Source organism: Myxococcus sp. SDU36, assembly GCF_030168875.1.
Taxonomy (GTDB): Bacteria; Myxococcota; Myxococcia; order Myxococcales; family Myxococcaceae; genus Myxococcus; species Myxococcus vastator.
Genome location: NZ_CP077414.1, coordinates 391948 through 416489, shown reverse-complemented (window position 1 = coordinate 416489; position 24542 = coordinate 391948). Strand labels below are relative to the sequence as shown.

Annotated in this window: 21 protein-coding genes; 19 read left to right on the top strand and 2 right to left on the bottom strand. The window is 69.3% G+C overall.

Going from position 1 to position 24542, the window contains the following annotated elements:
- The first annotated feature begins 144 nt into the window (after window positions 1-144).
- From KGD87_RS01710 to KGD87_RS01620, 19 genes are all read left to right on the top strand, one after another.
- Window positions 145-1626, top strand: a complete 1482-nt coding sequence (locus KGD87_RS01710) for a TldD/PmbA family protein (protein ID WP_284665838.1) — start codon at window positions 145-147, stop codon at window positions 1624-1626.
- A 15-nt stretch (window positions 1627-1641) separates the two neighbouring features.
- The gene (locus KGD87_RS01705; protein WP_284665837.1) at window positions 1642-2988 is read left to right on the top strand and encodes a TldD/PmbA family protein; all 1347 of its coding nucleotides are present in this window, start codon (window positions 1642-1644) and stop codon (window positions 2986-2988) included.
- Between the two features lie 36 nt (window positions 2989-3024).
- The gene (locus tag KGD87_RS01700; RefSeq protein ID WP_284665836.1) at window positions 3025-4437 is read left to right on the top strand and encodes a sigma-54-dependent transcriptional regulator; all 1413 of its coding nucleotides are present in this window, start codon (window positions 3025-3027) and stop codon (window positions 4435-4437) included.
- Window positions 4438-4630: 193 nt separating this feature from the next.
- Window positions 4631-5545, top strand: a complete 915-nt coding sequence (gene gspC / locus KGD87_RS01695) for a type II secretion system protein GspC (RefSeq protein ID WP_284665835.1) — start codon at window positions 4631-4633, stop codon at window positions 5543-5545.
- Between the two features lie 25 nt (window positions 5546-5570).
- Window positions 5571-8162 carry a type II secretion system secretin GspD gene (gene gspD, locus KGD87_RS01690; RefSeq protein ID WP_284665834.1) on the top strand — a complete coding sequence of 864 codons (2592 nt, stop codon included), beginning with the start codon at window positions 5571-5573 and terminating at the stop codon, window positions 8160-8162.
- Window positions 8159-9973: a type II secretion system ATPase GspE gene (gene gspE / locus KGD87_RS01685; protein WP_284665833.1), complete on the top strand. Its 1815-nt coding sequence runs from the start codon at window positions 8159-8161 to the stop codon at window positions 9971-9973. The genes gspD and gspE overlap by 4 nt, the downstream gene beginning before the upstream one ends.
- Window positions 9974-10014: 41 nt before the next feature.
- Window positions 10015-11271, top strand: a complete 1257-nt coding sequence (gspF, locus tag KGD87_RS01680; RefSeq protein ID WP_163780743.1) for a type II secretion system inner membrane protein GspF — start codon at window positions 10015-10017, stop codon at window positions 11269-11271.
- A gap of 11 nt (window positions 11272-11282) precedes the next feature.
- A complete protein-coding gene (locus KGD87_RS01675; protein WP_284665832.1) occupies window positions 11283-11438 on the top strand; it encodes a hypothetical protein in 156 nt (51 codons plus the stop codon).
- A gap of 61 nt (window positions 11439-11499) precedes the next feature.
- The gene (gene gspG / locus KGD87_RS01670) at window positions 11500-11925 is read left to right on the top strand and encodes a type II secretion system major pseudopilin GspG (RefSeq protein WP_284665831.1); all 426 of its coding nucleotides are present in this window, start codon (window positions 11500-11502) and stop codon (window positions 11923-11925) included.
- Between the two features lie 40 nt (window positions 11926-11965).
- Window positions 11966-12415, top strand: coding sequence for a type II secretion system protein GspG (locus KGD87_RS01665; RefSeq protein WP_284665830.1), 450 nt, complete (start codon window positions 11966-11968; stop codon window positions 12413-12415).
- Window positions 12412-13134 carry a prepilin-type N-terminal cleavage/methylation domain-containing protein gene (locus KGD87_RS01660; protein WP_284665829.1) on the top strand — a complete coding sequence of 241 codons (723 nt, stop codon included), beginning with the start codon at window positions 12412-12414 and terminating at the stop codon, window positions 13132-13134. The genes KGD87_RS01665 and KGD87_RS01660 overlap by 4 nt, the downstream gene beginning before the upstream one ends.
- Window positions 13131-14000, top strand: coding sequence for a type IV pilus modification PilV family protein (locus KGD87_RS01655; protein WP_284665828.1), 870 nt, complete (start codon window positions 13131-13133; stop codon window positions 13998-14000). The genes KGD87_RS01660 and KGD87_RS01655 overlap by 4 nt, the downstream gene beginning before the upstream one ends.
- Window positions 14000-14671 carry a type II secretion system protein GspJ gene (locus KGD87_RS01650; RefSeq protein WP_284668748.1) on the top strand — a complete coding sequence of 224 codons (672 nt, stop codon included), beginning with the start codon at window positions 14000-14002 and terminating at the stop codon, window positions 14669-14671. The genes KGD87_RS01655 and KGD87_RS01650 overlap by 1 nt, the downstream gene beginning before the upstream one ends.
- 3 nt (window positions 14672-14674) lie before the next feature.
- Window positions 14675-16045: a type II secretion system minor pseudopilin gene (locus KGD87_RS01645; protein WP_284665827.1), complete on the top strand. Its 1371-nt coding sequence runs from the start codon at window positions 14675-14677 to the stop codon at window positions 16043-16045.
- Window position 16046: 1 nt separating this feature from the next.
- Window positions 16047-17648 carry a pilus assembly protein PilM gene (gene pilM / locus KGD87_RS01640; RefSeq protein ID WP_284665826.1) on the top strand — a complete coding sequence of 534 codons (1602 nt, stop codon included), beginning with the start codon at window positions 16047-16049 and terminating at the stop codon, window positions 17646-17648.
- A gap of 2 nt (window positions 17649-17650) precedes the next feature.
- A complete protein-coding gene (locus KGD87_RS01635) occupies window positions 17651-18208 on the top strand; it encodes a type II secretion system protein M (protein ID WP_284665825.1) in 558 nt (185 codons plus the stop codon).
- A gap of 3 nt (window positions 18209-18211) precedes the next feature.
- On the top strand, window positions 18212-19180 hold the full coding sequence (gene gspN / locus KGD87_RS01630) for a type II secretion system protein GspN (RefSeq protein WP_284665824.1): 969 nt from the start codon (window positions 18212-18214) through the stop codon (window positions 19178-19180).
- A 97-nt stretch (window positions 19181-19277) separates the two neighbouring features.
- On the top strand, window positions 19278-20918 hold the full coding sequence (locus KGD87_RS01625; protein WP_284665823.1) for a sigma 54-interacting transcriptional regulator: 1641 nt from the start codon (window positions 19278-19280) through the stop codon (window positions 20916-20918).
- A gap of 162 nt (window positions 20919-21080) precedes the next feature.
- Window positions 21081-21584, top strand: a complete 504-nt coding sequence (locus tag KGD87_RS01620; RefSeq protein ID WP_163780725.1) for an RNA polymerase sigma factor — start codon at window positions 21081-21083, stop codon at window positions 21582-21584.
- Window positions 21585-21596: 12 nt separating this feature from the next.
- On the opposite strand, the gene KGD87_RS01615 is transcribed toward KGD87_RS01620, so the two are convergent.
- Window positions 21597-22253, bottom strand: coding sequence for a DUF8685 domain-containing protein (locus KGD87_RS01615; RefSeq protein WP_284665822.1), 657 nt, complete (start codon window positions 22251-22253; stop codon window positions 21597-21599).
- Window positions 22253-24430, bottom strand: coding sequence for a S46 family peptidase (locus tag KGD87_RS01610; RefSeq protein WP_284665821.1), 2178 nt, complete (start codon window positions 24428-24430; stop codon window positions 22253-22255). The genes KGD87_RS01615 and KGD87_RS01610 overlap by 1 nt, the downstream gene beginning before the upstream one ends.
- Window positions 24431-24542: the final 112 nt, after the last annotated feature.

Sequence of the window (24542 nt, the reverse complement as noted above, 5' to 3'; positions counted from 1 at the left end):
TTAGAGCGCCGTCTCCATGGTGGGAATGCGGACAGGCCGCGGATCAGGGAAAGAACGGGGGACCTCGAGCGTTGCTCCCGGCGGCGACCCCTCCTATGTAGGCTGCCACATACCCCATCGACTTCACCGCGGGAGTTCCGAAATATGCCCCGAGCGTCTGCGCCCTCGAAGCGCGCCCCCTCTTCGAAGCTGGCCCCACCCGTGGCCCGGCGGTCCACGCCCGCCGCCCTGCTGCCCCAGCCGCTTGTCGAGCGCCTGCTCGCCGTGGCCATGGAGCGTGGGGGCGACTTCGCGGAGGTGTACGTCGAGCGCACGCTCACCACGGCGGTGCGGCTGGAAGAATCCCGCATCACGAGCGCGCAGACGGGCCTAGTCCAGGGCGTGGGCGTGCGCGTCATCTCCGGCGGGAAGGTGGGCTACGCCTTCTCCGACGACTGGGACGAGCCCGCACTGCTGCGCGCGGCCTCCACCGCGGCCATGATTGCCCAGGGTGGCGGCGCCGAGCGCAGCTTCCCCGTGCGCCGCGCCGCGGTCCCCAGCCACTACCACGTCAGCACCCCGCTGATGGACGTGGAGGTGTCGCTGAAGACGGGCCTGCTCATGCGCGCCGACAAGGCTGCCCGCGCCTTCGACGCGCGGGTGAAGCAGGTCAACGGCGGCTACGTGGACCAGACGCGACGCATCGCCGTGGCCAACACCCACGGGCGCTACACCGAGGACACCCAGGACCTGTGCCGGCTTTCGGTGAGGGTGGTGGCCCAGGGCAAGGGCGGCGAGCAGCGCACCGGCATGTACGGCGGCGGCGGGCGCGTGCCCTTCAGCCACTTCGACGCCTTCTCCCCGGAGGACGTGGCCCGGGAAGCGGCGCGTCAGGCGGTGGCCACGCTGGGCGCGGTGGACTGCGCGGCCGGCCCGCAGACGGTGGTGCTGGCGCCGGGGTGGAGCGGCATCCTCCTGCATGAGGCGGTGGGCCACGGCCTGGAGGCGGACTTCATCCGCAAGGGCACCTCGCTGTTCGCCGGGAAGCTGGGTGAGAAGGTGGCGTCCGACCTGGTCACCATCATCGACGACGGCACCGTGTCCAGCGGGCGCGGCTCCATCAACATCGACGACGAGGGCAACCCCGGCGAGCGCAAGGTCCTCATCGAGAACGGCGTGCTCAAGGGCTACCTCTACGACAGCCTCAACGCGCAGCTCATGGGCCAGCGCAGCACCGGCAGCGGGCGGCGCGAGTCCTTCAAGCACCTGCCCCTGCCGCGCATGACGAACACCTTCCTGGCCCCGGGTGACCACGCCCCCGAGGACATCCTCAAGGAGGTGAAGCGCGGCCTGTACTGCGCCACCTTCGGCGGCGGGCAGGTGGACATCACCAACGGCAACTTCGTCTTCGAGGTCAGCGAGGCCTATCAAATCGAGGACGGCAAGCTGGGCCGCCCGGTGAAGAACGCGACGCTCATCGGCGTGGGGCCGGAGGCGCTGAAGAACGTGTCCCGCGTGGGCTGCGACCCCATGCAAGACCCGGGCATGGGCATATGCGGGAAGAATGGCCAGTCCATGCCCGTGGGCGTGGGGCTGCCCACCGTGCGCATCGACAACATCACCGTTGGCGGAACCAAGGTCGCCTGAGAGAGAGCACCAACCATGGACTACCAGCAGCTCGCGAAGAGAATCGTCCAGCGCGCCAGGCGCAAGGGTGCCCGCCAGGCGGAGGCCTTCCTGGAGGTGGGCCGCCAGAGCAGCGTGCGCGTGCACCAGGGGCAGATTGAAGACCTCACGCAGTCCACCAGCAAGGGCGTGGGCGTGCGCGTGGTGCTCAAGGACCGGCTGGGCTTCGCCTATACGTCCGACTTCGAGCCCTCCGCCGTGGACCACATCGTGGACCAGGCCCTCAAGCTGGCGGAGTTCTCCGCGCCCAGCAAGCTCAACGGCCTGCCCTCCGGCAAGGACCTGGGCCGCTTCGGAGACACCGGCCTGCTCTTCGACCCCCAGGTCGCCGAGCTCCCCGGGGACTGGAAGCTCAAGACGGCGCTGGAGGTGGAGAAGGCGGCCCGAGCGGAGGACTCGCGCGTCATCGCCTTCAATGGCGTGGGCGCCGGGGACTACGTGTCCGAGATCTACATGGCCTCCAGCGAGGGCGTGACGGGCGCGTACTCCGGCACCTACGTATACCTGTACGCGGCGCCAGTGGCCTCCGACGGCGAGGGGCTCCAGACGGGCTACTGGATGGACTACCGCCGCTTCCTGGATGATTTGGACGGACCGGAGTCCATCGGCCGGGAGGCCACGCGCCGCGCGGTGCGGATGCTGGGCGCCCGGCGGGTGAAGACGCAGCAGGTGCCCGTGCTGTTCGACCCGCAGGTGGCCGCGTCCTTCGTGTCGGACGTGGCGGGCGCGGCGGACGGCAACGCCGTGTACCAGAAGGCCAGCCTCCTGGCCCCGCTGCTGGGCAAGCGCCTGGCGGGCGCGCACGTCACGCTGGTGGATGACGGCCTCATGCCGCGCGGCCTGGCCACCGCGCCCTTCGACGGCGAGGGCGTGCCCACGCGGCGCACGCCCATCATCGAGCAGGGCGTGCTCAAGTCCTTCCTCTACGACGCGTTCACCGCGCGAAAGGCGAAGACGCGCACCACCGGCAACGCGGCCCGCGGCTACAACGGGCTGCCCGCCATCGGCACCAGCAACCTGTATCTGGAGGCGGGCTCGAAGACGCCGGAGGCGCTGCTGCGCGAGGTGGACAGCGGCTTCTACGTCACCGCCCTGCTGGGCCACGGCACCGACGCGGTGACGGGCGAGCTGTCCGCGGGCGCCAACGGCCTGTGGATTGAGAAGGGCGAATTGACGCACCCCGTGCAGGAGGTGACGGTGGCGGGCAACCTGCTGCAGATGCTCAAGGACCTGGACGGCATCGGCAGCGACCTCCAGTTCCGCAGCGGCACGGTGGGCGCGCCCACGGTCCGCTTCCGGCAGCTCACCGTGTCGGGCGAGTAGCCAAGGGAACACGGCTTGCAAGAGGTTCCGCACGACATGACATCCCCCACGGTCCTGGTCGTCGACGACGACCGCGCGAACCTCGACTCGGTCGTCCGCATCTTCCAGCGTGAGGGCATGGCCACGCTGGCCGCCGCCAACGGCACGGAGGCGCTGGAGCTGCTGCGCCGGCCGGAGGTCGCCGCCATGGTGACCGACCTGATGATGCCCAACATGGACGGCCAGGAGCTGCTGCGCGCCGCGCGCGCCATCCGCCCGGACGTGGAGGTGGTGCTGATGACGGCCTATGGCACGGTGGAGACGGCCGTGGCGGCCATGAAGGACGGCGCCTACGACTTCATCACCAAGCCCCTCAAGCGCCACGCGCTGGTGAAGGCCATCCAGAAGGCGCTGGAGAAGCGGGCGCTGGTGGCGGAGAACCAGTCGCTCAAGGCGAAGCTGGCGGAGATGAACGCGGCGGGTGGGCGCTCCATGGTGGGTCAGTCCCCCGCCTTCCGCGCCATGCTGGACACCATCCGCCAGGCGGCCCCCTCCACCGCCACGGTGCTGCTGCTGGGGGAGTCCGGCACGGGCAAGGAGCTGGCCGCGCGCTCCGTCCACGAATTCTCCCAGCGGGCCCGTGGCCCCTTCGTCGCCGTCAACTGCGGCGCGCTGCCGGAGAACATCCTGGAGGCGGAGCTCTTCGGCGTGGAGCGCGGCGCCTTCACCGGCGCGGTGGCCCGGCGCGAGGGCCGCTTCGAGCGCGCCCACGGCGGCACCCTCTTCCTGGACGAAGTCGGGGAGATGCCGCTGCCCGCCCAGGTGAAGCTGCTCCGCGCGCTGGCCGAGGGCGAAATCGAGCGGCTGGGCGGCACGCAGACGGTGAGGGTGGACGTCCGCCTCGTCGCCGCCACCAACAAGGACCTGCAGAAGGAAGTGGCGGAGGGCCGCTTCCGCGAGGACCTCTATTACCGGCTCAACGTGGTGGAGATTCGCGTGCCCGCGCTCGCCTCACGCCGCGAGGACATCCCCCTGCTGGCGGACGCCTTCCTGCGCCGCTTCGCCGCCAAGAATGGCAAGGTGCTGCGCGGCTTCTCGCAGGAGGCGCTGGGCGTGCTGGAGAACTACGCCTGGCCCGGCAACGTGCGCGAGCTGGAGCACGCGGTGGAGCGCGCGGTGGTGCTGGCGCGCGGCGAGGTGCTGGAGGCCAGCGACCTGCCCGAAGCCGTGCGAAAAGGCCCGCTGGGCTCGGCCGGACAGCTCGTCATCCCCATTGGCACGCCCATGGAGGAAATCGAGCGCCGGGTGATCCACGAGACGCTTCGTCACACCCGCGGCGACAAGACGCTGGCCGCACGGCTGCTGGGCATCGCCGCGCGGACCATCTACCGCAAGCTGGAGCGAGAGCAGTCCACCGGGGACGGCTCTGGCGCCGCGCCGCCCGGCCCCGACACCGACACCGACGACTGACAGGGCGTCACACCGCCCCCCGCCTGCCTTTGACAATTTGTCCGGCGGGGTTTCGGGGGCCACATCGCGTGTCAGGGGCTCCTGCTATTCCGGAATAATTTCAAGTGGTTGGCCGTAGGTCCTGTCTTGCCCGCCTGGCCCGCGATGGCACCTGGCTTGCTCAATGAGGGCCCGGCTTTCTCCTGGAAGCGTGATGGAACTCTTCTTTCGAAAATACTTTTGGACGGTGAACCTGGTGTTCATCCTGCTCGTCGGAGTGCTGGCGGCGAGCACGGTGAACCTGTTCGTCGAGTCCGCCATCTCCCCCGTTCCCACGGGGGGGGCGTCCGCTCGCGCGCCTTCACAGCCGCGCCGCAGCGAGACGGCCATGGCGATGCTCGACCTGGACCGTCTGTCGCGGCTGACGGGCATCTCGCTGCCCGAGCCCGAGCCCGAGGTTCAGGAGCCCGGCGGCGCTTCCGCGGAGGTGGACCCCAATGCCGCGCCCGTGAAGAGCGGCCTGCGGGTGAAGCTGCTCGGCACGCTGGTGGCGAGCAACCCCGACTGGTCCTTCGCCTCCATCCAGGACATGACGACGCAGCGCTCGCAGACCTTCATGGTGGGCAACGCCCTGCAGGGTGCCACCGTGGAGAGCATCGAGCGCGAGCGCGTCATCATCATCAACGGCGGCCGCCGCGAGTTCATCGACGGCAACCCGGGTGATGGGGCCTTCGTGCCGCCCTCGCCTCCGGTGGCCCAGGCCAACACCGCGCCGCCCAACGACGGCAGTGGCATCCGCGCCACCAGCGAAAATGAGTACGAGGTCCCGCGCGCGGAAATCGACAAGACGCTCAACAACCTCAACAACGTCGCCATGCAGGCGCGCATCGTGCCCGCGTTCAAGGACGGTCAGGCGGTGGGCTTCAAGCTCTTCTCCATCCGTCCGGACTCCATCTACTCCAAGATTGGCGTCCAGAATGGCGACGTCATCCGTCGCATCAACGGATTCGACCTCAACAGCCCGGAGAAAGCGCTGGAGGTCTATTCGAAGATGAAAGACGCAGCCCGCATCGAGATCGAGATCGAGCGCAACGGTGCGCCGATCCGCAAGTCGTACAACGTCCGTTAATCACCTCCGCAGCGCCCGCTCCTCCATGAAGACGCTCCCGTCCTGGATGCTCTGCCTGTGCCTCGCGCTCGCCGTTCCCGCGCAGGCCCAGCGCCGCTCGCCGCCCTCTGGCTCCGCCGGAGAGCGGACGATTTCCCCTCAAGGCCCTGGCGCCACCAACGCTGGTGAAGCCAACGCGGGTCCTCGCCGCACGCCCACGTGCGAGGAGGCCCGCCGCAATGCCCGCTACGGCATCTACTTCGACAAGGTGGAGATCGAAAAGCTGGTCCAGACGGTGGCGGACGCCACCTGCCGCACCTTCATCCTGCCGGAGAACGTGCGCGGGAAGATCTCCATCATCGGCCCGGAGAATGGCCGGGTGGAGGTGAACGCGGACGCCTTCTACTCCGCCTTCCTCGCCTCGCTCGACGCCAACGGGCTCGCCGTCTACCAGTACGGCCGGTTCATGAAGATCGTCGACAAGCGCTCGGCGAAGCAGAACCCCATCCCGACCATCATCGAGGACGGTGAGCCGTACACCACCAACGAGCAGATGGTGACCAAGCTGTTCCGCGTGCAGAACGTGGAAGTGGAGCCGCTGCGCGGCGTGCTCCAGCAGCTGGTGTCCAAGGACGGCGACACGATTCCGTATCCGCCCGACACCATCATCATCAACGACGTGGGCTCCAACATCCACCGCCTGGAGCGCATCATCCACCAGTTGGATACGCGCGCCGCCAGCGACGAGATGCGCATCATCCAGGTGCAGTACGCCTCCGCGCAGGACGTGGCCAACACGGTGCAGCGCCTCTTCGAGGCCAAGGGCGCCCGCCCCGGCCAGCCCGCCGCGCGCAACGTGCCTCCCGGCAGCCCCCAGGCGGCCCAGGCAGCCCAGGCGGCACAGGCGGGCCAGGCGGGCTCGACTGGCGGTCCGGTGACGCTGTCGCAGATCATCCCGGACGAGCGCACCAACAAGCTCATCATCGTCGCCAGCCCCGCGGCCTTCGACCGCATCCAGGACATCGTCGGGCAGATTGACATCCCCACCAGCGGCGGCGGACGCATCAACGTCTACTACCTGGAGAACGCCAACTCGGAGGAGCTGGCCAGCACGCTCCAGTCGCTGGCCCAGGGCACCGGCGGCACGCCCCAGCGAGGCCGCATGCCGATGCCGGCCCGCCCGCCGGGCGCACCCGCCGCGACCACGACGCAGGCGGCGGAGCTGTTCAGCGGCGAGGTGAAGATTTCGGCCGACAAGGGCAGCAACTCGCTGGTCATCGTCGCCAGCGCGGCGGACTACAAGAACATCGTCCAGGTCATCCAGCAGCTCGACAAGCCGCGCCGCCAGGTGTTCGTGGAGGCCGTCATCATGGAGGTCAACCTGGACCGCAACGCGCGGTTCGGCATGAACCTGCACAGCGGCTTCAGCCTGAGCACGGAGAACGGCCCGGTGCCCGGCCTCATCGGCACCAACACCTCCGGCAACGGCCTGCCGCCGTCCCTGTCGCTCACCAGCCTGGCGTCCTACGGCGGCTTCCTCGCCGGCCTCCAGGGCCCCGTCATCCCCGCGCTGGAGAAGCTGGGCATCCCGGCCTTCGGCGTGGTGCTGCACGCCATGCAGCAGAGCTCGGACGTGAACGTGCTCTCCACGCCGCACATCCTCACCAGCGACAACGAGGAGGCGGAAATCACGGTGGGCCAGAACGTGCCCTTCCAGTCCGGCTTCAACCCGTCCTCGCTGGGCTCGCTCGGGGGCGGCGTGGGCACTGGCGGCGTCGCGGGTGGCCTGGGCGGCGGCCTGCTGGGCGGCCTGGGCGGCCTGGGGTCGCTCTACGCCCCCATCACCCGTCAGAACGTGGAGCTGAAGCTGACGGTGAAGCCGCAAATCAACGAGAGCGACTACATCCGCCTGGTCATCAACCAGCAGACGGAGGAGATCGCCTCCACCGACCCGGTGCTCGGCCCCACGACGTCCCGCCGCAGCGCGAAGACGACCGTCATCGCGCGAGACCAGGAGACGCTGGTGATTGGCGGCATCATGCAGGACCGCACCCTGGAGAGCGTGTCCAAGGTGCCGCTGCTGGGTGACATCCCGCTCCTGGGCCACCTGTTCCGCGACACCACGCGCCGCAAGACGAAGACGAACCTGCTGCTCTTCCTGACGCCCTACATCATCCGGGGGCCGGAGGACTTCCGCGTCATCTTCGAGCGCAAGATGAAGGAGCGGCAGCAGTTCGTGGAGCAGTTCTATGGCCAGGTGCCCGGCTACGACGTGGCGGTGGACTTCACCCGCAAGCCCGGTCCGCTGTCGCGCATGGGCCAGAAGGTGACGCAGGAGGAGCAGCGCGCGGAGAACGGCGGTCCGGGCGTGTCCGGCGAGCGCGTCATCACCCCGACCCCTCCCCCGGCCAGCAGCCCGGGAGCCGTGCCCTCCACGCAGCGGCAGGCGCCTGTTCCCCCGGCGGAGGAAGGTGAACCGGCGGTGCGGGAAGGCATCCCGCCTCCGGATGGTTCGGAAGAACCAGTGCCCGCCCCGCAGAACTTCGAGCAGCCCCCGCCCGAGGCCATCCCGGTCCCCGAGGCGGGAGACGCCGAAAGCCTGCGCATCCAGCCGGAGGCGGGGGAACAGACGCCATGAACCTGACCGCCGACCCCATCCTCACCACCGCCTCCAGCGGCACGGCTTCCCCGCGCAACGACGCCACGCAGCTCGTGGCTCACGGACAGGCCTACCTGTGTGGCCGCCCGCTGGGGGAGATCCTGCGCGCCATCGTCCCCTCGCTCACCGAGGAGAAGCTCCAGGAGGCGCTCGCCGTCCAGGACGAGAAGGGGCAGCGCATTGGCGAGGCCCTGGTGGGGATGAAGGCGGTCTCCGAGGAGGACGTGGCCAAGGCCCTGGGGCACCAGTTGGACTTGCCCTACCTGGCGCGCATCTTCGCCGAAGAGGTGGACGCGGAGCTGGTCAAGCGCATCCCCATCAACTTCGCCAAGCAGTCGCGCATCCTCCCGCTGTCCCTGGAGGGTGACACGGTGGCGGTGGCGGTGGCCGACCCGCTGGACACCGCGGCGCTGGACCACGTGCGCGTGCTGCTGGGCCAGAGCGTCAGCCAGCGCATCGCGCTGGGCTCCACCATCACCGACGCCATCAACAGCGTCTACGACCGCTCCGTCAATGAGACGGAGCAGCTCGTGGACGAGATGGAAACGCAGGACCTGGACGCCATCGCCCACGAGCTGGACGAGCCCAAGGACCTGCTCGACGAGGACGACGAGGCGCCCGTCATCCGGCTGGTGAACTCCGTGCTGTTCCGCGCCGCCAAGGAGCGCGCCAGCGACATCCACATCGAGCCGATGGAGCGCGAGCTGCTGGTGCGCTTCCGCGTGGACGGTGTGCTGCAGGAGGTCATCAAGCCGCCCAAGCGCTACCAGAACGCCATCGTCAGCCGCGTGAAGGTCATGGGGCAGCTCAACATCGCGGAGAAGCGCCTGCCGCAGGACGGCCGCATCCGCATCAAGCTGGCCGGCCGCGACATCGACATCCGTCTGTCCACCATCCCCACGTCCTTCGGCGAGCGCATCGTCATGCGTCTGCTGGACAAGACGGCGACGCTGCTGGACCTGGCGGAAATCGGCATGAGCCAGAAGACGCTCGAGTCGATGGAAGCCGTCATCAAGCGCTCGCACGGCATCGTCCTGGTGACGGGCCCCACCGGCTCCGGCAAGACGACGACGCTCTACGGCGCGCTGTCGAAGATCAACACGCCCGACCTCAACATCCTCACCGTCGAGGACCCGGTCGAATACCAGCTCAAGGGCATTGGCCAGATGGCCATCAGCCCGAAGATTGGATTGACGTTCGCCCAGGGGCTGCGCTCCTTCCTCCGCCAGGACCCGGACGTCATCATGGTCGGCGAGATTCGCGACAAGGAGACGGCGGAGATCGCCATCCAGGCGTCGCTGACGGGCCACCTGGTGCTGTCCACGGTGCACACCAACGACGCCGCCGGCGCCGTGACGCGTCTGGTGGACATGGGCGTGGAGCCCTTCCTCGTGGCGTCCTCGCTCACCGGCATCCTGGCCCAGCGCCTGGTGCGCCGCGTGTGCCCGGACTGCCGCGTGCCCCACGAGCCCACGGACGCGGAGCTCAAGGAGCTGGGCCACTCGGTGGCCTCCTTCAAGCAGCGCTACGGCGTGGAACGCATCTTCAAGGCCACGGGTTGTCCCTCCTGCAACCGCAACGGCTACCGCGGGCGAACCGGCATCTACGAGTTCCTCCCCGTGGATGACGACGTGCGCCAGCTCGTGCTGAAGAACGTGGACGCCTCCACCATCAAGCGGTCCGCCACGTCCAAGGGCATGACGACGCTGCTGGATGACGGCGCGCGGAAGATTGCCCTGGGTGAGACGACCATCGCCGAGGTGCTCAGCATCACCCAGGAGGACATGTAGCCGACAGCTCCTCCCTGGGGAGGGGCCGGGGTTCCTGAACCATGCCGGTCTTCGAGTACAGAGGTCTCAATTCCGCGGGCAAGCAGATCAAGGGCCTGCTCGAGGCGGACTCACCCAAGACGCTGCGGTCCAAGCTGCGCGCCGACGGCATCTTCCTCACGGACGTGCTGGCCCAGGCCGAAGGCAGCCGCGCCGCCGTGTCCAAGGGCACCAACGCGGCGCTGGTGGCGCGCGACATCGACCTGCGCAAGCTGGGCCGGGGGCGCGTCAACACCGACGACGTGGCCATCTTCACCCGCCAGCTGTCCACGCTGCTGGGCGCGGGCGTCACGCTGGTGGAGTCGCTCAGCGCGCTGGTGGACCAAGTGGAGAAGGAGCGCTTCAAGCGCGCCCTCTCCGACATCAAGCAGCGCGTCAATGAAGGCTCGTCCCTGGCGGACGCCATGGGCCAGCACCCGAAAATCTTCCCCAGCATCTACGTGAACATGGTGCGCGCGGGCGAGGCCTCCGGCGCGCTGGACGCGGTGCTCACGCGCCTGGCGGACTTCACGGAGAACCAGGCCCGCCTGCAGCAGAAGATCCTCAGCACCATGCTCTACCCCGCCATCATGATGGTGGTGGGCGGCGGCATCCTCGTGGCCCTCATGGTCTTCGTGGTGCCGAAGGTGACGAAGATCTTCGAAACGATGAAGGCCACGCTGCCCCTGAGCACGCGCTTCCTCATCGCCTCCAGCAACTTCTTCCAGAGCTGGTGGTTCATCCTGCTGCCGGGCATGGCGCTGGGCGTGGTCCTCTTCATGCGCTGGACGCAGAGCCCGACGGGCAAGCCCAAGTGGGACCGCCTCACGCTCAAGGCCCCCGTGGTGGGCAACCTGGTGCGCCTGCTGTCCATCTCCCGCTTCGCCCGCACGCTGTCCACGCTGCTCAAGAGCGGCGTCCCGCTGCTGGCGGCCATGGACATCGTCAAGGCCATCATGACGAACACCGTCCTGGCGGAGGTCGTGGAGAAGGCCCGCGACTCCATCCGCGAGGGCGAGAGCATCGCCAACCCGCTGAAGCGCTCCGGGGAGTTCCCTCCGCTGGTGTACCACATGGTCGCCATTGGCGAGCGCTCCGGCCAGTTGGAGGAGATGCTCACCAGCGTGGCGGACAACTACGAGACGCAGGTGAACGTGCGCATCACCGCCCTCACCTCGCTGCTGGAGCCCCTCCTCATCGTGGTGATGGGCGCGGTGATTGCATTCGTCGCGCTCTCCATCCTGATGCCGATTCTGCAGGTGAACTCGGCCATCCGGTGAGGTGTGGCGGAATGATGAATGACCTGGCGGACCGTTGGATTCAGCGCGTCACCCTGGCGGCGATGGTCGCCATGGCGGCGGCGCTGTTGACCGTGGGTGCCCGGCTGTACGGTCCCCAGCAGCCGCGCCCGCCCGCCGGGGCGGCGGAGCGCGCCCGGACGCCCTGACAAGAAGACACGACGACACCAGGGTGGCCTGCCAGAAAGTCACCCGGGATGGAGAGCAGACATGCGCCAGAGCCAGAAGCAGCAGCAGAAGAAGCAGCGCCGCAACCGCGGCATGACGCTCATCGAAATCATGGTGGTCATCACCATCCTCGGGCTCATCGCCGCGGCGGTGGGTGTGGCCGTCATCCCGCAGCTGGAGGCCGCGCGCAGGGATCGCGCCGGGCTGGACATCAAGAACATCCAGAGCGCGATGAAGCTCTACTACACGAAGAAGGGGAAGTACCCGGACACGGCCTCCGGCCTGCAGGCGCTGGTGGAGGCGCAGGCGCTGGAGCAGATGCCCAAGGACCCCTGGAACAACGACTACGTCTACATCAACGAGGGCGGCAAGCCGGTCATCATCTCCTACGGCGCGGACGGCGCCTCCGGCGGTGAGGGCAACGACGCGGACATCTCGTCCGCGGACGCGGCCACCGCGAACAAGTAACGAACAAGTCGCGCGCGCCACGCGTTGACAGGGCTTGGGCATGAACGAGCACGACGCCATTGCATCCCCGACGCCCTCGCACGAGGGGCTGGACCGCCGCCGGAGCCTGGGGCGGCTGCTCCTCGTGTTCGTCTTCGTGGCGGCCACGGGGCTTGCCTTCACGCTCGTCTATGTGACGGAGGACCGGACGCTGGACGCAAGCCAGCGCCGGGCGCGCACGGACATCCGCAAGCTGGAGGGCATGTTCAAGTCCCACCACCGGCTGATGGGCCGCTTCCCCTCCCAGGAGGAAGGCTTCACCCCGCTCATCCAGGCCCGCCTGCTGGAGCGCGTGCCGGTGGACCCCTGGGGCCACCCGTACGTGTACTGGATGAACGGGTCGACGGGCGCCGTCGTGTCCTACGGGGCGGACGGCAGGCCGGGCGGGACGGGGGCGGACGCGGACCTGAGCAGCGGCGGTGTGCTGGCCGCCGGTTGGGGGGAGCCATGACGAAGCGGAGCCACCGCGCCCAGCGCGGCCTGACGCTCATTGAAATCTCCATCGCCATCATCATCGTCGCGATGCTGTTCTCCGCGGCGGTGATGGGCATTGGCTCCATCACCGGCGCCAAGGCCAAGGGCAGCGCGGGCGAGCTGGCGGGCCTCATCCGCTCGCTCTATGACTCGGCGGCGCTGCGCGGCCAGACGTGCCGGCTCGTCTTCGAGATTCCCGACCCCAAGAGTGAGCAGGCCACGCGCTATCACGCCGAATGCGCGGAGGGCGCCGTCACCACCGCGAGAGACCGCGACGAGACGCTGCGCACGGAGAACAGCGAGCGCGAGCGCGCCGCGCGCAACCGGGGCAGCGGCAGCGGCCGTGACGAGCGGCGCAACTACCTGTCCGGCGGCAGCGGGACGAATGCCCCCAGCGCGCAGGAGCTGCTGGAGGGTGAGAAGCTCCGCGTGGAGAACGCGGCCCGCTTCTCCTCCTACACGTCCGAGGAGGTCCCCGCGCGGGAGCTGCCGGCGGACGTCAAGGTGTCGGTGTGGACGCGCCACCAGCGTCAGCCGGTGGAGAACGGCGTGGCGTACCTCTACTTCTTCCCGCAGGGCTACACGGAGAAGGCCTACGTCTACGTGCAGCAGGGAGACAACGTCTGGACGCTGGACGTGTCTCCGCTCACCGGCAAGGTGCAGATTGTCGCCGAGGCGCTGGAGGTGCCGCGATGAAGCGCGCCCAGGGGTTCACGCTGCTGGAGGTGGTGGTGGCGCTCGCCATCCTCGGGCTGGCGCTGATGGCCATCTTCGACCTCAACGCGGGCGCGGTGTCCAACCACGTCTACACCAAGCGCCTCACCGTGGCGTCGCTGCTGGCCCGGTCGAAGATGACGGACCTGGAGCAGGACCTCTACGACGACGGCTTCAGCCTGGACGACCAGGAGGAGTCCGGGGACTTCTCCGATGAAGGTTGGAACCAGTTCAAGTGGCGCGCGCGCATCATCGCGCCCAAGACGGATGGCGTGACGCCGGACCAGCTCATTGGCGCCATCTTCAACCTGCCCATTGGCGACAGCGGCGGCGGTGATGACCCGCTGTCCGGACTGGCGGGCCTCTTCGGAGGCGCCGGCGGCGGCAAGGACGGCGCGTCCTCCGGCGGGCCCCAGGCCGCGGGCCTGGGCGGCATGGGCGGCGCGGCCATGGGCATGGCCCAGCCCATGTTCACGCAGATGGTGGAGCAGATCACCCAGACGGTCCGCGAGGTGCATCTCACCGTCTACTGGCAGGAAGGCACGCAGGTGGAGAGCATCGACCTGGTGACGCACGTCGTGTCGCTCGGGCCGGGCTCGGACCGCAACGGCGGCGCCGCCGCGGCCCAGGGCGGAGGCTCCGACAACCAGTGGGTGACGCAGGACGGGCGGCCCGTGGCCAACCCCATCCCCGGCCCCAACGGCATCATGCTGGACCCGGCGACGCGGCAACCGCTGCGCCGCCTGGGTGACGCCCAGCAGGACATGGGCCGCCGCGGCGGGAACATGGGCGGAGCCAACCCGCTGGGCAACCCGATGATGCCGGGCGGCTCCCGGGGGATTCAATGATGCGGCATCGCATGCGCGGGTTCACGTTGATGGAGGTCATGGTGGCCGTCGCCATCACCGCCCTCATGGGCACGGTGGTGGCCATGGCCTTCCAGACGGGCCTGACGGCGAAGGAGACGGTGGAGGTGGACGCGGACCGCTACCGGCAGGTCCGCGTGGCCATGAACCGCATGGCGCGCGAGATTGGCTCGGCCTACGTGAGCGATCGCTACGACTCCACCCGCTTCCGGGACCAGAACGACCGGCCCACCAACTTCGTGGGGGAGCGTGGCAAGCTACTGCTCACCACCTTCTCGCACCAGCGCCTCTACACGGACGTGAAGGAGTCCGACCAGGCCATCGTCGAGTACTTCGTGGAGGCGTCGGCGGACCGGGAGGCCCGCGGCCGGCAGGACCTCAAGCGGCGCGTCAACCCGAACATCGACGAGCGCATGGAGCAAGGCGGCCACGTGGACGTGCTCTTCGAAGGCGTGAAGGAGCTGGAGTTCGCCTACTGGGATTCGGAGAAGAAGGAGTGGGATGACGAGTGGGACACGCGGCGGATGGAGCGCAAGGCGATTCTTCCCACCCGGGTGCGCGTGACGCTGACGGCGGTGGACGAGACCGGCAAGGAGGCCCGTTACGTCACCCAGGCCCGAATCATGCTCAACACGGAGCTGCCGAGGTACTGAGCCATGCCCCTGCCCTTCTTCCAGAAGCCGCCCCGGCGGCGACAAAGGCCCCTGCCCCGCCCGGCGCGGCGGGAGCGGCGCTCGCGCGGCGTGGCGCTCATCATCGCCATCGTCTCCATCGCCATCCTGACGGTGATTGCCACCGACTTCGCCTACAACAGCCGGGTGGACCTGCAGCTGGCGGCCAACCAGCGGGACGAAGTGCGCGCCTACTACCTGGCGCGCTCGGGCATCTCCCTGTCGCGGCTGCTGCTGCGCTTCCAGAAGCAGGTGGACCAGACGCCCATCCCCAACCCGGCGGCCATCCTGGGGCAGCTGGGCATTGGCGGCACGCCGCAGGCAGGACAGGTGCAGCCCTCCTCGCTCAACATCCAGCTCTTCAAGATGGCGCGCGTGGACTGCCACATGCTCCGCGGGCTGGTGAAGAACGACGGCGCGGGCGGCGGCGAGCTGTCCGCGCTGGAGCCCGAGCAGGACGACAACTTCAAGCTGGATGACGAGGACGCGGACCCGGCGGCGCGCGAGGTGGCCTCGCAGATGACCATGCGCTCATTCGGCGGCTTCGAGGGCTGCTTCCTGGCCACCATCACCGACGAGGAAGAGAAGCTCAACGTGCACCGCCTCATCGCGGGCGCCGGCGACGCGCGGCCCACGGCGCTGCGGCTGATGGACATGATGGCGGACCCGCGCTTCGAGTTCCTCTGGGAGCGGGACGACGCCAACAAGGTGCGCAGCACGCCCCAGGACGTCCTCCTGGCCCTCAAGGACTGGGCGGACGACGACCGGACAGGCTCGGCGTTCAACCCGGTGGACCCGGTGAATCCGCTGCCGGGTGGGTTCTCGGATGAAGGCGCGTCCTACAGCCGTTATGAACCCAGCTATCAGCCCAAGAACGCGCGCTTCGACAGCGTGGACGAGCTGTACCGGGTCCACGGCATCAACGACCAGTTCATGTCGGCGTTCCGGGACCGCCTCACCGTCTTTCCGGACATCAACCGCCGGCCCAACATCAACACCGATGACCCGGTGATGATGGGGCTGGCCATCATGTCGGTGGCGGACCAGACGCGGCCGGACCCGCGCCTGAGAGATCCGGTGTTCCTCAACGAGCTCATCGAACGGGTGCGCGCCGCGCGCATGTTCAGCTTCTTCGGGATGTCCGTGCAGGACTTCGTCGCGGTGGTGGAAGCGGCGGGCATCCTGGTCGACCCGGCCGTGAAGTCCAACGTCGCGGGCAACCGGCTCGTGGGCGACAAGAGTCAGACCTTCACCATCAAATCTGTGGGAGAAGCGGGCAGCGTGCAGAAGACGCTGACCGCCGTCATCCGGCTCGACGACACCCTGGGCCGGCTCCTGTACTGGAGAGAGGAATAGCATGGCCCGTATCCTTGGCCTGGACCTCGGCAGTCACGCCGTGAAGGGCGTGGTGCTGGAGGCGAAGACGAAGACGCACACCACCCATGGGTTCGCCGAGGTCCGGCGTGCCCAGGAGGGCGAGCGCGCCGACACGCTGCGCGCCGCCGTGCAGGAGCTGCTGGGCCAGCTCCCGCCGGGCAACGTGGACCAGATTGTCGTCGCCCTGCCCAGCCCCGCGCTCACCACGCACGCGCTGAGCCTGCCCTTCTCCGACGCCCGGCGCATCGAGGCGACGCTGCCCTTCGAGGTCGGCAGCCTGCTGCCCTTCGACATCTCCGACGTCGTCTACGACTACCAGGTCGTGGGTTTGAAGGACGGCGAGGGCAAGGACAAGGCCAGCGACCTGCTGGTGGGCGTGGTGCGCAAGGCGGAGCTGGCGGAGTTGCTGGCGCTGCTCTCCGAGCTGAAGGTGGACCCGCGCATCGTCACGCACCCGGGCCTGGCCTACCAGAACCTGTTCCAGCAGCACCCGGGCCTCTTCCAGGGCACGGGTGAAGGCGGCGCGGTGGCGATGGTGGACATCGGCCACGAGCGCACCTCCGTGTCGGTGGGCAAGCCCGGTGAGGGCGTCCAGTTCGCGCGCACCTTCTCCGGTGGCGGCAAGGACCTGAGCAAGGCGCTGGCGGCGGAGTTCCAGACGTCGCTGGCGGAGGCGAACCACTGGAAGGAGCAGCACGGCGCGGTGGCCAGCGCGGCCCAGGGCCCGGACGCGGAGCGCGCGGCGGCGGCCTTCGTGCGCGGCCTGCAGCCGCTGCTGCGCGAGCTGCGCCCCACCCTCAAGGCCTTCACGGCCCGCAGCCGCCAGCAGGTGGGCGCGGTGGTGCTGTGCGGCGGCACGGCGAAGCTGCCGGGGCTCGCCGAGCAGCTCTCCCGGGATTTGAACCTGCCGGTGCGGGTGCTGGCGCTGCCCGCGGACGCGAAGCCGATTCCCCAGGCGGAGCAGCCCGTGGCGGCCCAGGCGTACTCGCTGGCCCTGCGTGGCAACGCGGCGGGCGTGCGCGCGCCGCGCTTCAACCTCCGCCGGGGCGAGTTCGCCTTCAAGGGCGACTTCGACTACGTGAAGGACAAGCTGGGGCTGCTGGCGTCCTTCGCGGCCACGCTCATCCTGCTGCTCATCGCGTTCGGCGTGGTGCGCAACTCGGTGCTGGCGCGGCGCGAGGCGCAGGTGGACGCGGTGCTGTGTGACACCACCCAGCGAATCCTGGGCCGGTGCGAGAAGGACTACAACCGCGCGCTCAACATGCTCGCGGGCGTGGAGAGCCCGGCGGCGGCGCTTCCCCGGCTGACGGCGGTCAACCTCCTGGCGGAGGTGACGGGGCGCGTGCCGGACGAATTGCCAGTGAAGTTCACCCGCATCCAGATTGATTTGGGCCGCGTCATCCTCGAGGGCGAGACGGACTCCTCGAAGCAGATCGACACGCTGTCCAACGCCATCAAGACGCACGACTGCTTCAAGGACGTCCGGCAGGGAAAGGTGGAGAAGACCCGGGACGGCAGCAAGATGTCCTTCCGCCTGGACGTGCAGGTGCAATGCCCTGGTGAGCAGGGAGGAGAGAGCTGACCATGGCCAAGCTTCAGGAAGCCTTCGCCCCCATCCAGACGTGGTTCGAGCGGCTCAGCGAGCGCGAGCGCCGCATGGTGTCCATCGCCGGCGCGGCGGCGCTGGTGTTCGTCCTGTTCGCCGTGGTGATGACGTTCACCAACAGCGCGTCCGGGTACCGCAAGCGCACCGAGGAGAAGCTGTCCAAGCTGCAGGAGGTGAACACGCTGGCCGCCAGCTTCCGCGAGGCGCAGGCCAACCGTCAGTCGGTGGAGCAGCAGCTCACGTCCAGCAACGTGCAGCTCATCAGCTACATCGAGGACAAGGCGACGCTGGCCGGCCTCCAGGTGCCCAACATGACGCCCAAGGGCGAGGTGGGCATCGGCGACGGAAAAATCGTGGAGAGCGCCGTGGAGCTGACCTTCACGGACGTGGACCTGCGCAAGCTGACCGACTTCCTGCAGACGGTGGAGAGCGGTCCGGGCGTGGTGAAGGTGAAGCTGTTGCGCATCGAGCCGCGGCCCGCGTCGGACACGCTGACGGCGTGGACCACTGTCGCCACCTACCGGATGAAGCCCTGACCCATGTCCTCTGACTCCAAAGCCGCCCGCTGGAAGATTCTCCTCGGCTACGCCGCCTTCGCGGTGGTGGCCTTCGTCGTGGGCCTGCTCATCACCTTCCCGTACGACGCCATCCGCAAGCGGCTGGTCAGCGAAGCGGCCCAGGCGGGGCTCGCGGTGCGCATCGGCTCGCTGCGGCCCGGCCTGGCGGGCATCACCGCCACCAACGTGCGCGTGAGCAAGCCGCCCCAGCCGCTGAGCGCGGACACGGTGGCGTCGCTCGCGCAGGGCGAAGGCATGCTGGGCGCCGCGGAGCTGGGCGAGCCGCTGGTGCTGGAGAGCGTGGCGCTGCGCCCCGCCCTCTTCCCGCCGGGCATCGCGATGCGCGCCAGCGTCATGGGCGGCACGCTGAGCGCCTCCGTGGGCCTGCTGGGCGACACGCGCGTCAAGGTGACGGCGGACGGGCTCCAGGCCTCCGGCGGCAACCTGCCGGGCTTCACCGGCCTGGACCTGGACGGCGAGCTGAACGCGACCCTGTCGCTGACGATGCCCAAGAGCGGCGCGCAGGCGGACCTGTCCCAGGCCGACGGCGAGCTGACGCTGGACACCCGGAACATGGTCATCAAGAGCGGCAAGGTGGCCATCCCCATGGGGGGTGGCACGGCGGTGCCCATGGACCTGCCGCAAATCGACCTGGGCGCGCTCACCGGACGCATCCAGTTCGTCAAGGGCCTGGGCACGGTGGAGTCGCTGCGCCTGAAGAGCAACGAGCTGGAGGCCCTGGCCACCGGCACGCTGAAGCTGGGCAAACGGCTGGAGTACAGCGAGCCCGGCATGGATGTGAATATCAAGCTGGACCCGGAGTTCCAGAAGCGGCTGGGCCTGGTGGGCGCGGGCGTCACCATCCTCCCGCCGGACAAGAAGGACCCCAGCTTCCGCGCCGCCCGGCTCGCCGGCTTCCTCAACCGACCGACGTTCCTCCCGCGGCGCTGACGACCGCCTCCTTGGCGTGCCTGCCGGGGCGCGGGGTTGAAAGCGGAACACCAGGGCGTGTAAAGCGCTCACGGGCTGGACTGCACAGAGGGCTGGGATGCCGGAGCTGGTGTTCTTTCGTCGTGGCGAGGAGGTCCTGCGGGTGGGGGTGGACCGGGCACGGTTGGTGCTCGGGCGCGGCGAGCAGAGCGACGTCGCCATTCCCGACCCCGAGGTGAGCCGCCTCCAGGTGGCCCTGCTGTGGGACGGCGAGCGCTGCCGGGTGGAGGACCTGTCCGGCAAGGGCACCACCGTTGCCGGCCAGTCCGTCACCCACGGCGAGCTGCCGGACGGCGCGGACCTGGCGCTGGGCCAGTGGCGCGCGGTCTTCCGCATCAGCGGCGGCAGCGAGGGCGCGGACGTCACCACCGAGGTGGGGCACACGACGTCCGTCCAGTCCCGCGACGCGCAGGCCCCCCGCTGGCAGCCCGCGCAGGTGCGGGTGAAGCAGGGCCTCAACGAGTCCGTCCACCGCTTCACGGGTGACGGCTTCACGGCGGGCAAGGACGCCGGCTGCGACCTGGTGCTCCAGGACCGCTTCGCCTCCAGTCGGCACCTGAAGGTGACCCGCCGCGACGGCGTCTTCCACGTCGTGGACCTGCGCTCCACCAACGGGACGTGGCTGGGCCCGGCGCGCATCTTCGAGGCGGAGGTCCCCCTGCCCACCGTGCTGCGCGTGGGTGAGACGGAGCTGGTGCTGGAGCCCGCCGCGCCCACCTCGCGCAAGGAGCCCACGGCCTTCCACGGCATCATCGGCGGCGACCCGTCGGTGCGGCAGCTGGCGGAGCTGATTGAGCGGGTGGCCCCGTCCTCCGCGGCGGTGACGATTCTGGGCGAGTCCGGCACCGGCAAGGAGCTGGTGGCGCGCGCCATTCACGCCTGCTCGCAGCGGGCGAACCGGCCGCTGGTGCCCGTCAACTGCGCGGCCATCTCCAAGGAGCTCATCGAGAGCGAGCTCTTCGGCCATGAGAAGGGCGCCTTCACCGGCGCCATGGGCGCGCGCAAGGGCGCCTTCGAAGAGGCCGACGGCGGCACCCTCTTCCTGGACGAGATTGGCGAGCTGCCGCTGGACTTGCAGGCCAAGCTGCTGCGCGCGCTGGAAGGCGGCGAAATCAAGCGCGTGGGCGCCAGCCGCCCGCAGACGGTGGACGTGCGCGTGGTGGCCGCCACCAACCGGGACTTGCTGGCGGCGGCGCGCGAGGGCCGCTTCCGCGAAGACTTGTACTACCGGCTCTGCGTCATCCCCCTGCACCTGCCGCCGCTGCGCAGCCGCAAGGTGGACCTGGGCTCGCTGGCGGAGCACTTCGTGCGCACCTACGCCCCGCGTGGCCAGTCCGTGCGCTTCACGCCCGCGGCCCTGGAGCGGCTCCAGCACCACGCGTGGCCGGGCAACATCCGCGAGCTGCGCAACGTGGTGCACCGCGCGTTGCTGCTGCGCAAGGGGCCCCTCATCGACGCGGGGGACATCTCCTTCGACCAGGAGCTGAACCGCGAGACGGGCATCGCCGTGCCGGAGCTGCCGCCGGGGATGACGCTGGAGCAGATGCTGGAGAAGCTGGAGCGTCAAATCGTCGAGGCGGCGCTGCGGCGGTACAACAACAACCGCGAGCGCGTGGCCCGCGAGCTGGGCGTGGCCCGCTCCACCCTCTTCAAGCGGCTGAAGGACTGGGGCCTCACGAAGCAGGACGAGCAGGAGTAGCCGCTGTCTTCCAGGGAGGTGGGGGTGTCCGCGGATGGACGCCCCCGCCCCGGAAGACTGTGTCCCACGGTGCATGGCCCCGGAGGGCGATAGACCCTTCTGACGGCTCGTTCGTTCCTTGTCCTGTTACGTCCATCCCGGCGTGTCAGGAGAGCACCCGTCATGCACGCATACGCGCTTCCGCCGCTGTCCGAGTTGTATACCGAGCACCGTCCGCGCGCGCTGGCCATTGCCCGACGCATCGTCGGTGACACCGCCGACGCGGAGGACGTGGTGCAGGACGTCTTCGCCCGGCTCGCCCGCCGCGCCCCCGGCTACGGCGGCCGCGCGGCGTGGAGCACCTGGCTGCACCGGGTCATGGTGAACAGCAGCATCAACTGGCTGCGGGCGCGCAAGCGCAGGGACAGGCTGAGCCACGAGGTCCAGGAGCCCCTGTCCCCGGAAGCCCTCGCAGTGGGCGCGGAGATGGAGCGCCACTTCGGTGAGGCGCTGGAGGACATCAACGAGCAGCAACGCCAGGTGCTCTACCTGCGCGAGGTGCGCGGCCTGAGCTACCCGGAAATCGCCCGGCTGCTGCGCATCCCCGAAGGCACGGTGAAGAGCACGCTCCACCGCGCCCGCCAGCGCACGCTCTGCCTGATGGAAGAGCGCGGCCAGCAGCCCTGAGCGGGGACGGCCTCAGTCCTCGCTCTTCGAGCCGACGAACTGGTCCGACTTCTCCTTGAAGAGGACGTTGAAGCTGGTGAGCGAGCCGTAGACGCGGGTGATGTAGCTCTGCAGCTCCACCTTCTCCGCGTCCGACAGCTTCGGGTGCGCGTTGAGCTTCTGCTCCAGCACCCGGAGCCTGTCTCGCACCATGACGACCTTGTGGAACAGGTTGTCGATGGGCAGGTCCTTGGGCTGCAGCTCGGTGTTGGCGGGCACCAGCCGCATCGTGCCGCCCTCCCACTTGTTGGCCAGGGGCGGCGAGTCCAGCAAGCCAGACGCCTCCCGGAAGATGTCCATCAGCTCTTCACGCGTCATGCTCAACCCTTCCAGGTCCACCACGTCGTTGAGGTCCGCGCGGCGCCGCACCATCACCGGCGCCACGCTGCGCGCGGTCCGCTCGCGCGCGGGTGCTGCCGCCAGGGGGGCCGCGCTTCCCCGTGGCGTGTACTTGTCGCAGATGGGCGCGGACGGGGGAAAGTCGCCCCGCCATGAGTGCAGCCGGCATGTGCCCACCCAGCCCCGGCGCTCATCCACCGACTGCGGGCTGAACAGCTTGCAGTTGCCACACACGCGCTCTTCCGGCTTGAAGACCGGAAAAGGAAGCGAGCCGTCCCCGGCGTCCGACATCAGCGCGTCTCCCTCGCCACCGGCGGGCCCTTGCGCACGCCCAGCTCGCGCAGCAGCACGTCCGCGTCCTCCACCTGGTCCAGCATCCAGAGGATGTAGCGCACGTCCACGTTGACGTTGCGAGCCACGTCCGGGTTGTAGCCGAAGTCGTTGGCCACGTTCTCCCAGACGCGGTCGAAGTTGACGCCCACCAGCTGGCCCTTGCCGTTGACGGTGGGGCTGCCGGAGTTGCCGCCGGTGGTGTCCGCGTCCGACAGGAAGTTCACCGGGATGTCCTTGAGCTTCTTGTCCTGCCACGCGCCGAAGCGCTTCGCCTCGGCGACCTTGGAGACCTTCTCCGGGACGTCGAAGGGCTCCTCGCCGGTGTGCTTGGCCAGCATCCCCGACAGCGTCGTCTGCGGCGTGTAGAGGGCGCCATCCCGCGGCGCGTAGCCCCGCACCTTGGCGAAGCTCACGCGCAGCGTGCTGTTGGCGTCGGGGGCCACCGGCTTGCCCGCGTGCGCCAGCACCGCCTTGCGCCACTCCGGCCGCAGCCGCAGCGCGGCGCCCTGGCGCTGGTCCTTCACTTCGTCGAGCGCGGCCTGCTCCTTCGCCAGGTCCAGGCCGAATGCGAGCAGCGCGTCCTTGCGCGCCTCGAGCTGGCCCACCGACTCGGTGGCCATCTTCAGGCGCTCGTCCAGCTTCAGCACCTGGGTGCCCGCGTACATGGCGTCAATCTTCGCCAGGACGGCCGTCTCCGAGAACGTCTTGCCGAAGTGCTTGTCCACGGCGGCGATGCGCTGGTCGGCGCCCAGCGCCTGCGCGCGGCGCACGAAGGCCCGCAGCAGCTGGCGCTCGGCGGGGAGGAACAGGTTCTTCTGCTCGCGCTCCAGCCGGTCCTTGATGCGGACGTGCTCGCGCTCCATGTACTCCGGGCGGCGCTCCAGGTCCGGCCTGGCGCGCTCCGCGGCCAGCCGCGACACCGACACCGCCAGGGCCGGGCCCCGCGCCAGCCGCGACGACGCGGCGAGGAGGAACTCACGCTCGAAGGACTTCGCGATGGCGGTCTGCTCCACGAGCAGCGCGGCCCGCGCGTCCAGCGCTGGCTGCCACTTCGCGCCCGCCTTCTTCGCCCACACCGCGACGGCGGCCTCCGCTTCGCGCTGCTTCTCCACGATGTGGCCGCGCTTCAGGCCCGCGAGCTGTCCGCCCGAGTTCTTGTAGACGTTGTGCAGGCCCTTGAGCTGCGAGGCGACGGCGATCTTGCCCGCGGGGTCCTTCTCCCCTTCCGCCTCCAGGATGCGGATGGCCTCGCCGAACACGTCGCGCATGCGCGGGTAGAGGCGGGACTGGCGCTCGGCCATCTCCTCCGCGAGCAGCGCGCGGTACGTCATGCCCGGGTAGCCCAGCACCATGACGAAGTCGTTGGGCTTCACGCCCTGGGTGGCCAGGGGGAAGAAGAACTCCGCCTTGTAGGGGACGTTCTTGTCGCTGTACGGGGCGGAGGTGCCGTCCGGCGCGGTGTACGCGCGGAGGATGGCGAAGTCACCGGTGTGGCGCGGCCACATCCAGTTGTCCTCCTCGCCGCCGTATTCGCCCACCGCGCGCGGCGGCGCGTAGACGAGCCGCACGTCGGTGAGCTCCACCGCGTCCACCAGCGTGTAGTTGACGCCGCCATCAAACGTCGCCACCTGGCAGCGGGTGGCGGGGCGCTTCTCGCACTCGGCGACCAGCTCCTTCTGCTTCCGCTCGATGGCCTTGTAGCGCGTGATGTCATCCGCGTTCTCGGGCACCGCGGCGAGCACCGTCTTCGTCACGTCGGTGAAGCTGCGGGGCACCTGGACGCGGGAGCCCTTGCCGGGCAGCTCGTCCTCTTGCTTGGAGGCGAGGAAGCCCTGGGTGATGAGGTCGCGCTGCGGCGTGCTGTGCTCCTGGATGACGCCGAAGGCACAGTGGTGGTTGGTGATGACCAGGCCCGAGGCGGCGATGAACGCGCCCGAGCACCCTCCGACGTTGACCGCGCCCGCGAGCAGGCCGGTGCCACGCTTCGGATCCCAGAGCTTCTTGGGGGAGACCTGGAGGCCCTGGGCGCGCAACCACGCCGGGTCCAGCTCCAGGACCTGCTGGGGAGTCCACTTGCCTTCCCCGGCCAGAGCGGGGGCAGCCACGAGCGACAGGAGGAGGAGCGTCTTCTTCATGGTATCCCTCCCTACTCCGTCCGGCGCCCGCAAGCGACTCCCTTTGCCGTGGCGCTTCGCGGCCTGGAGACCGGGCGTCTTCGGGGACGACGCACCCGGGTTGACGCCCTCA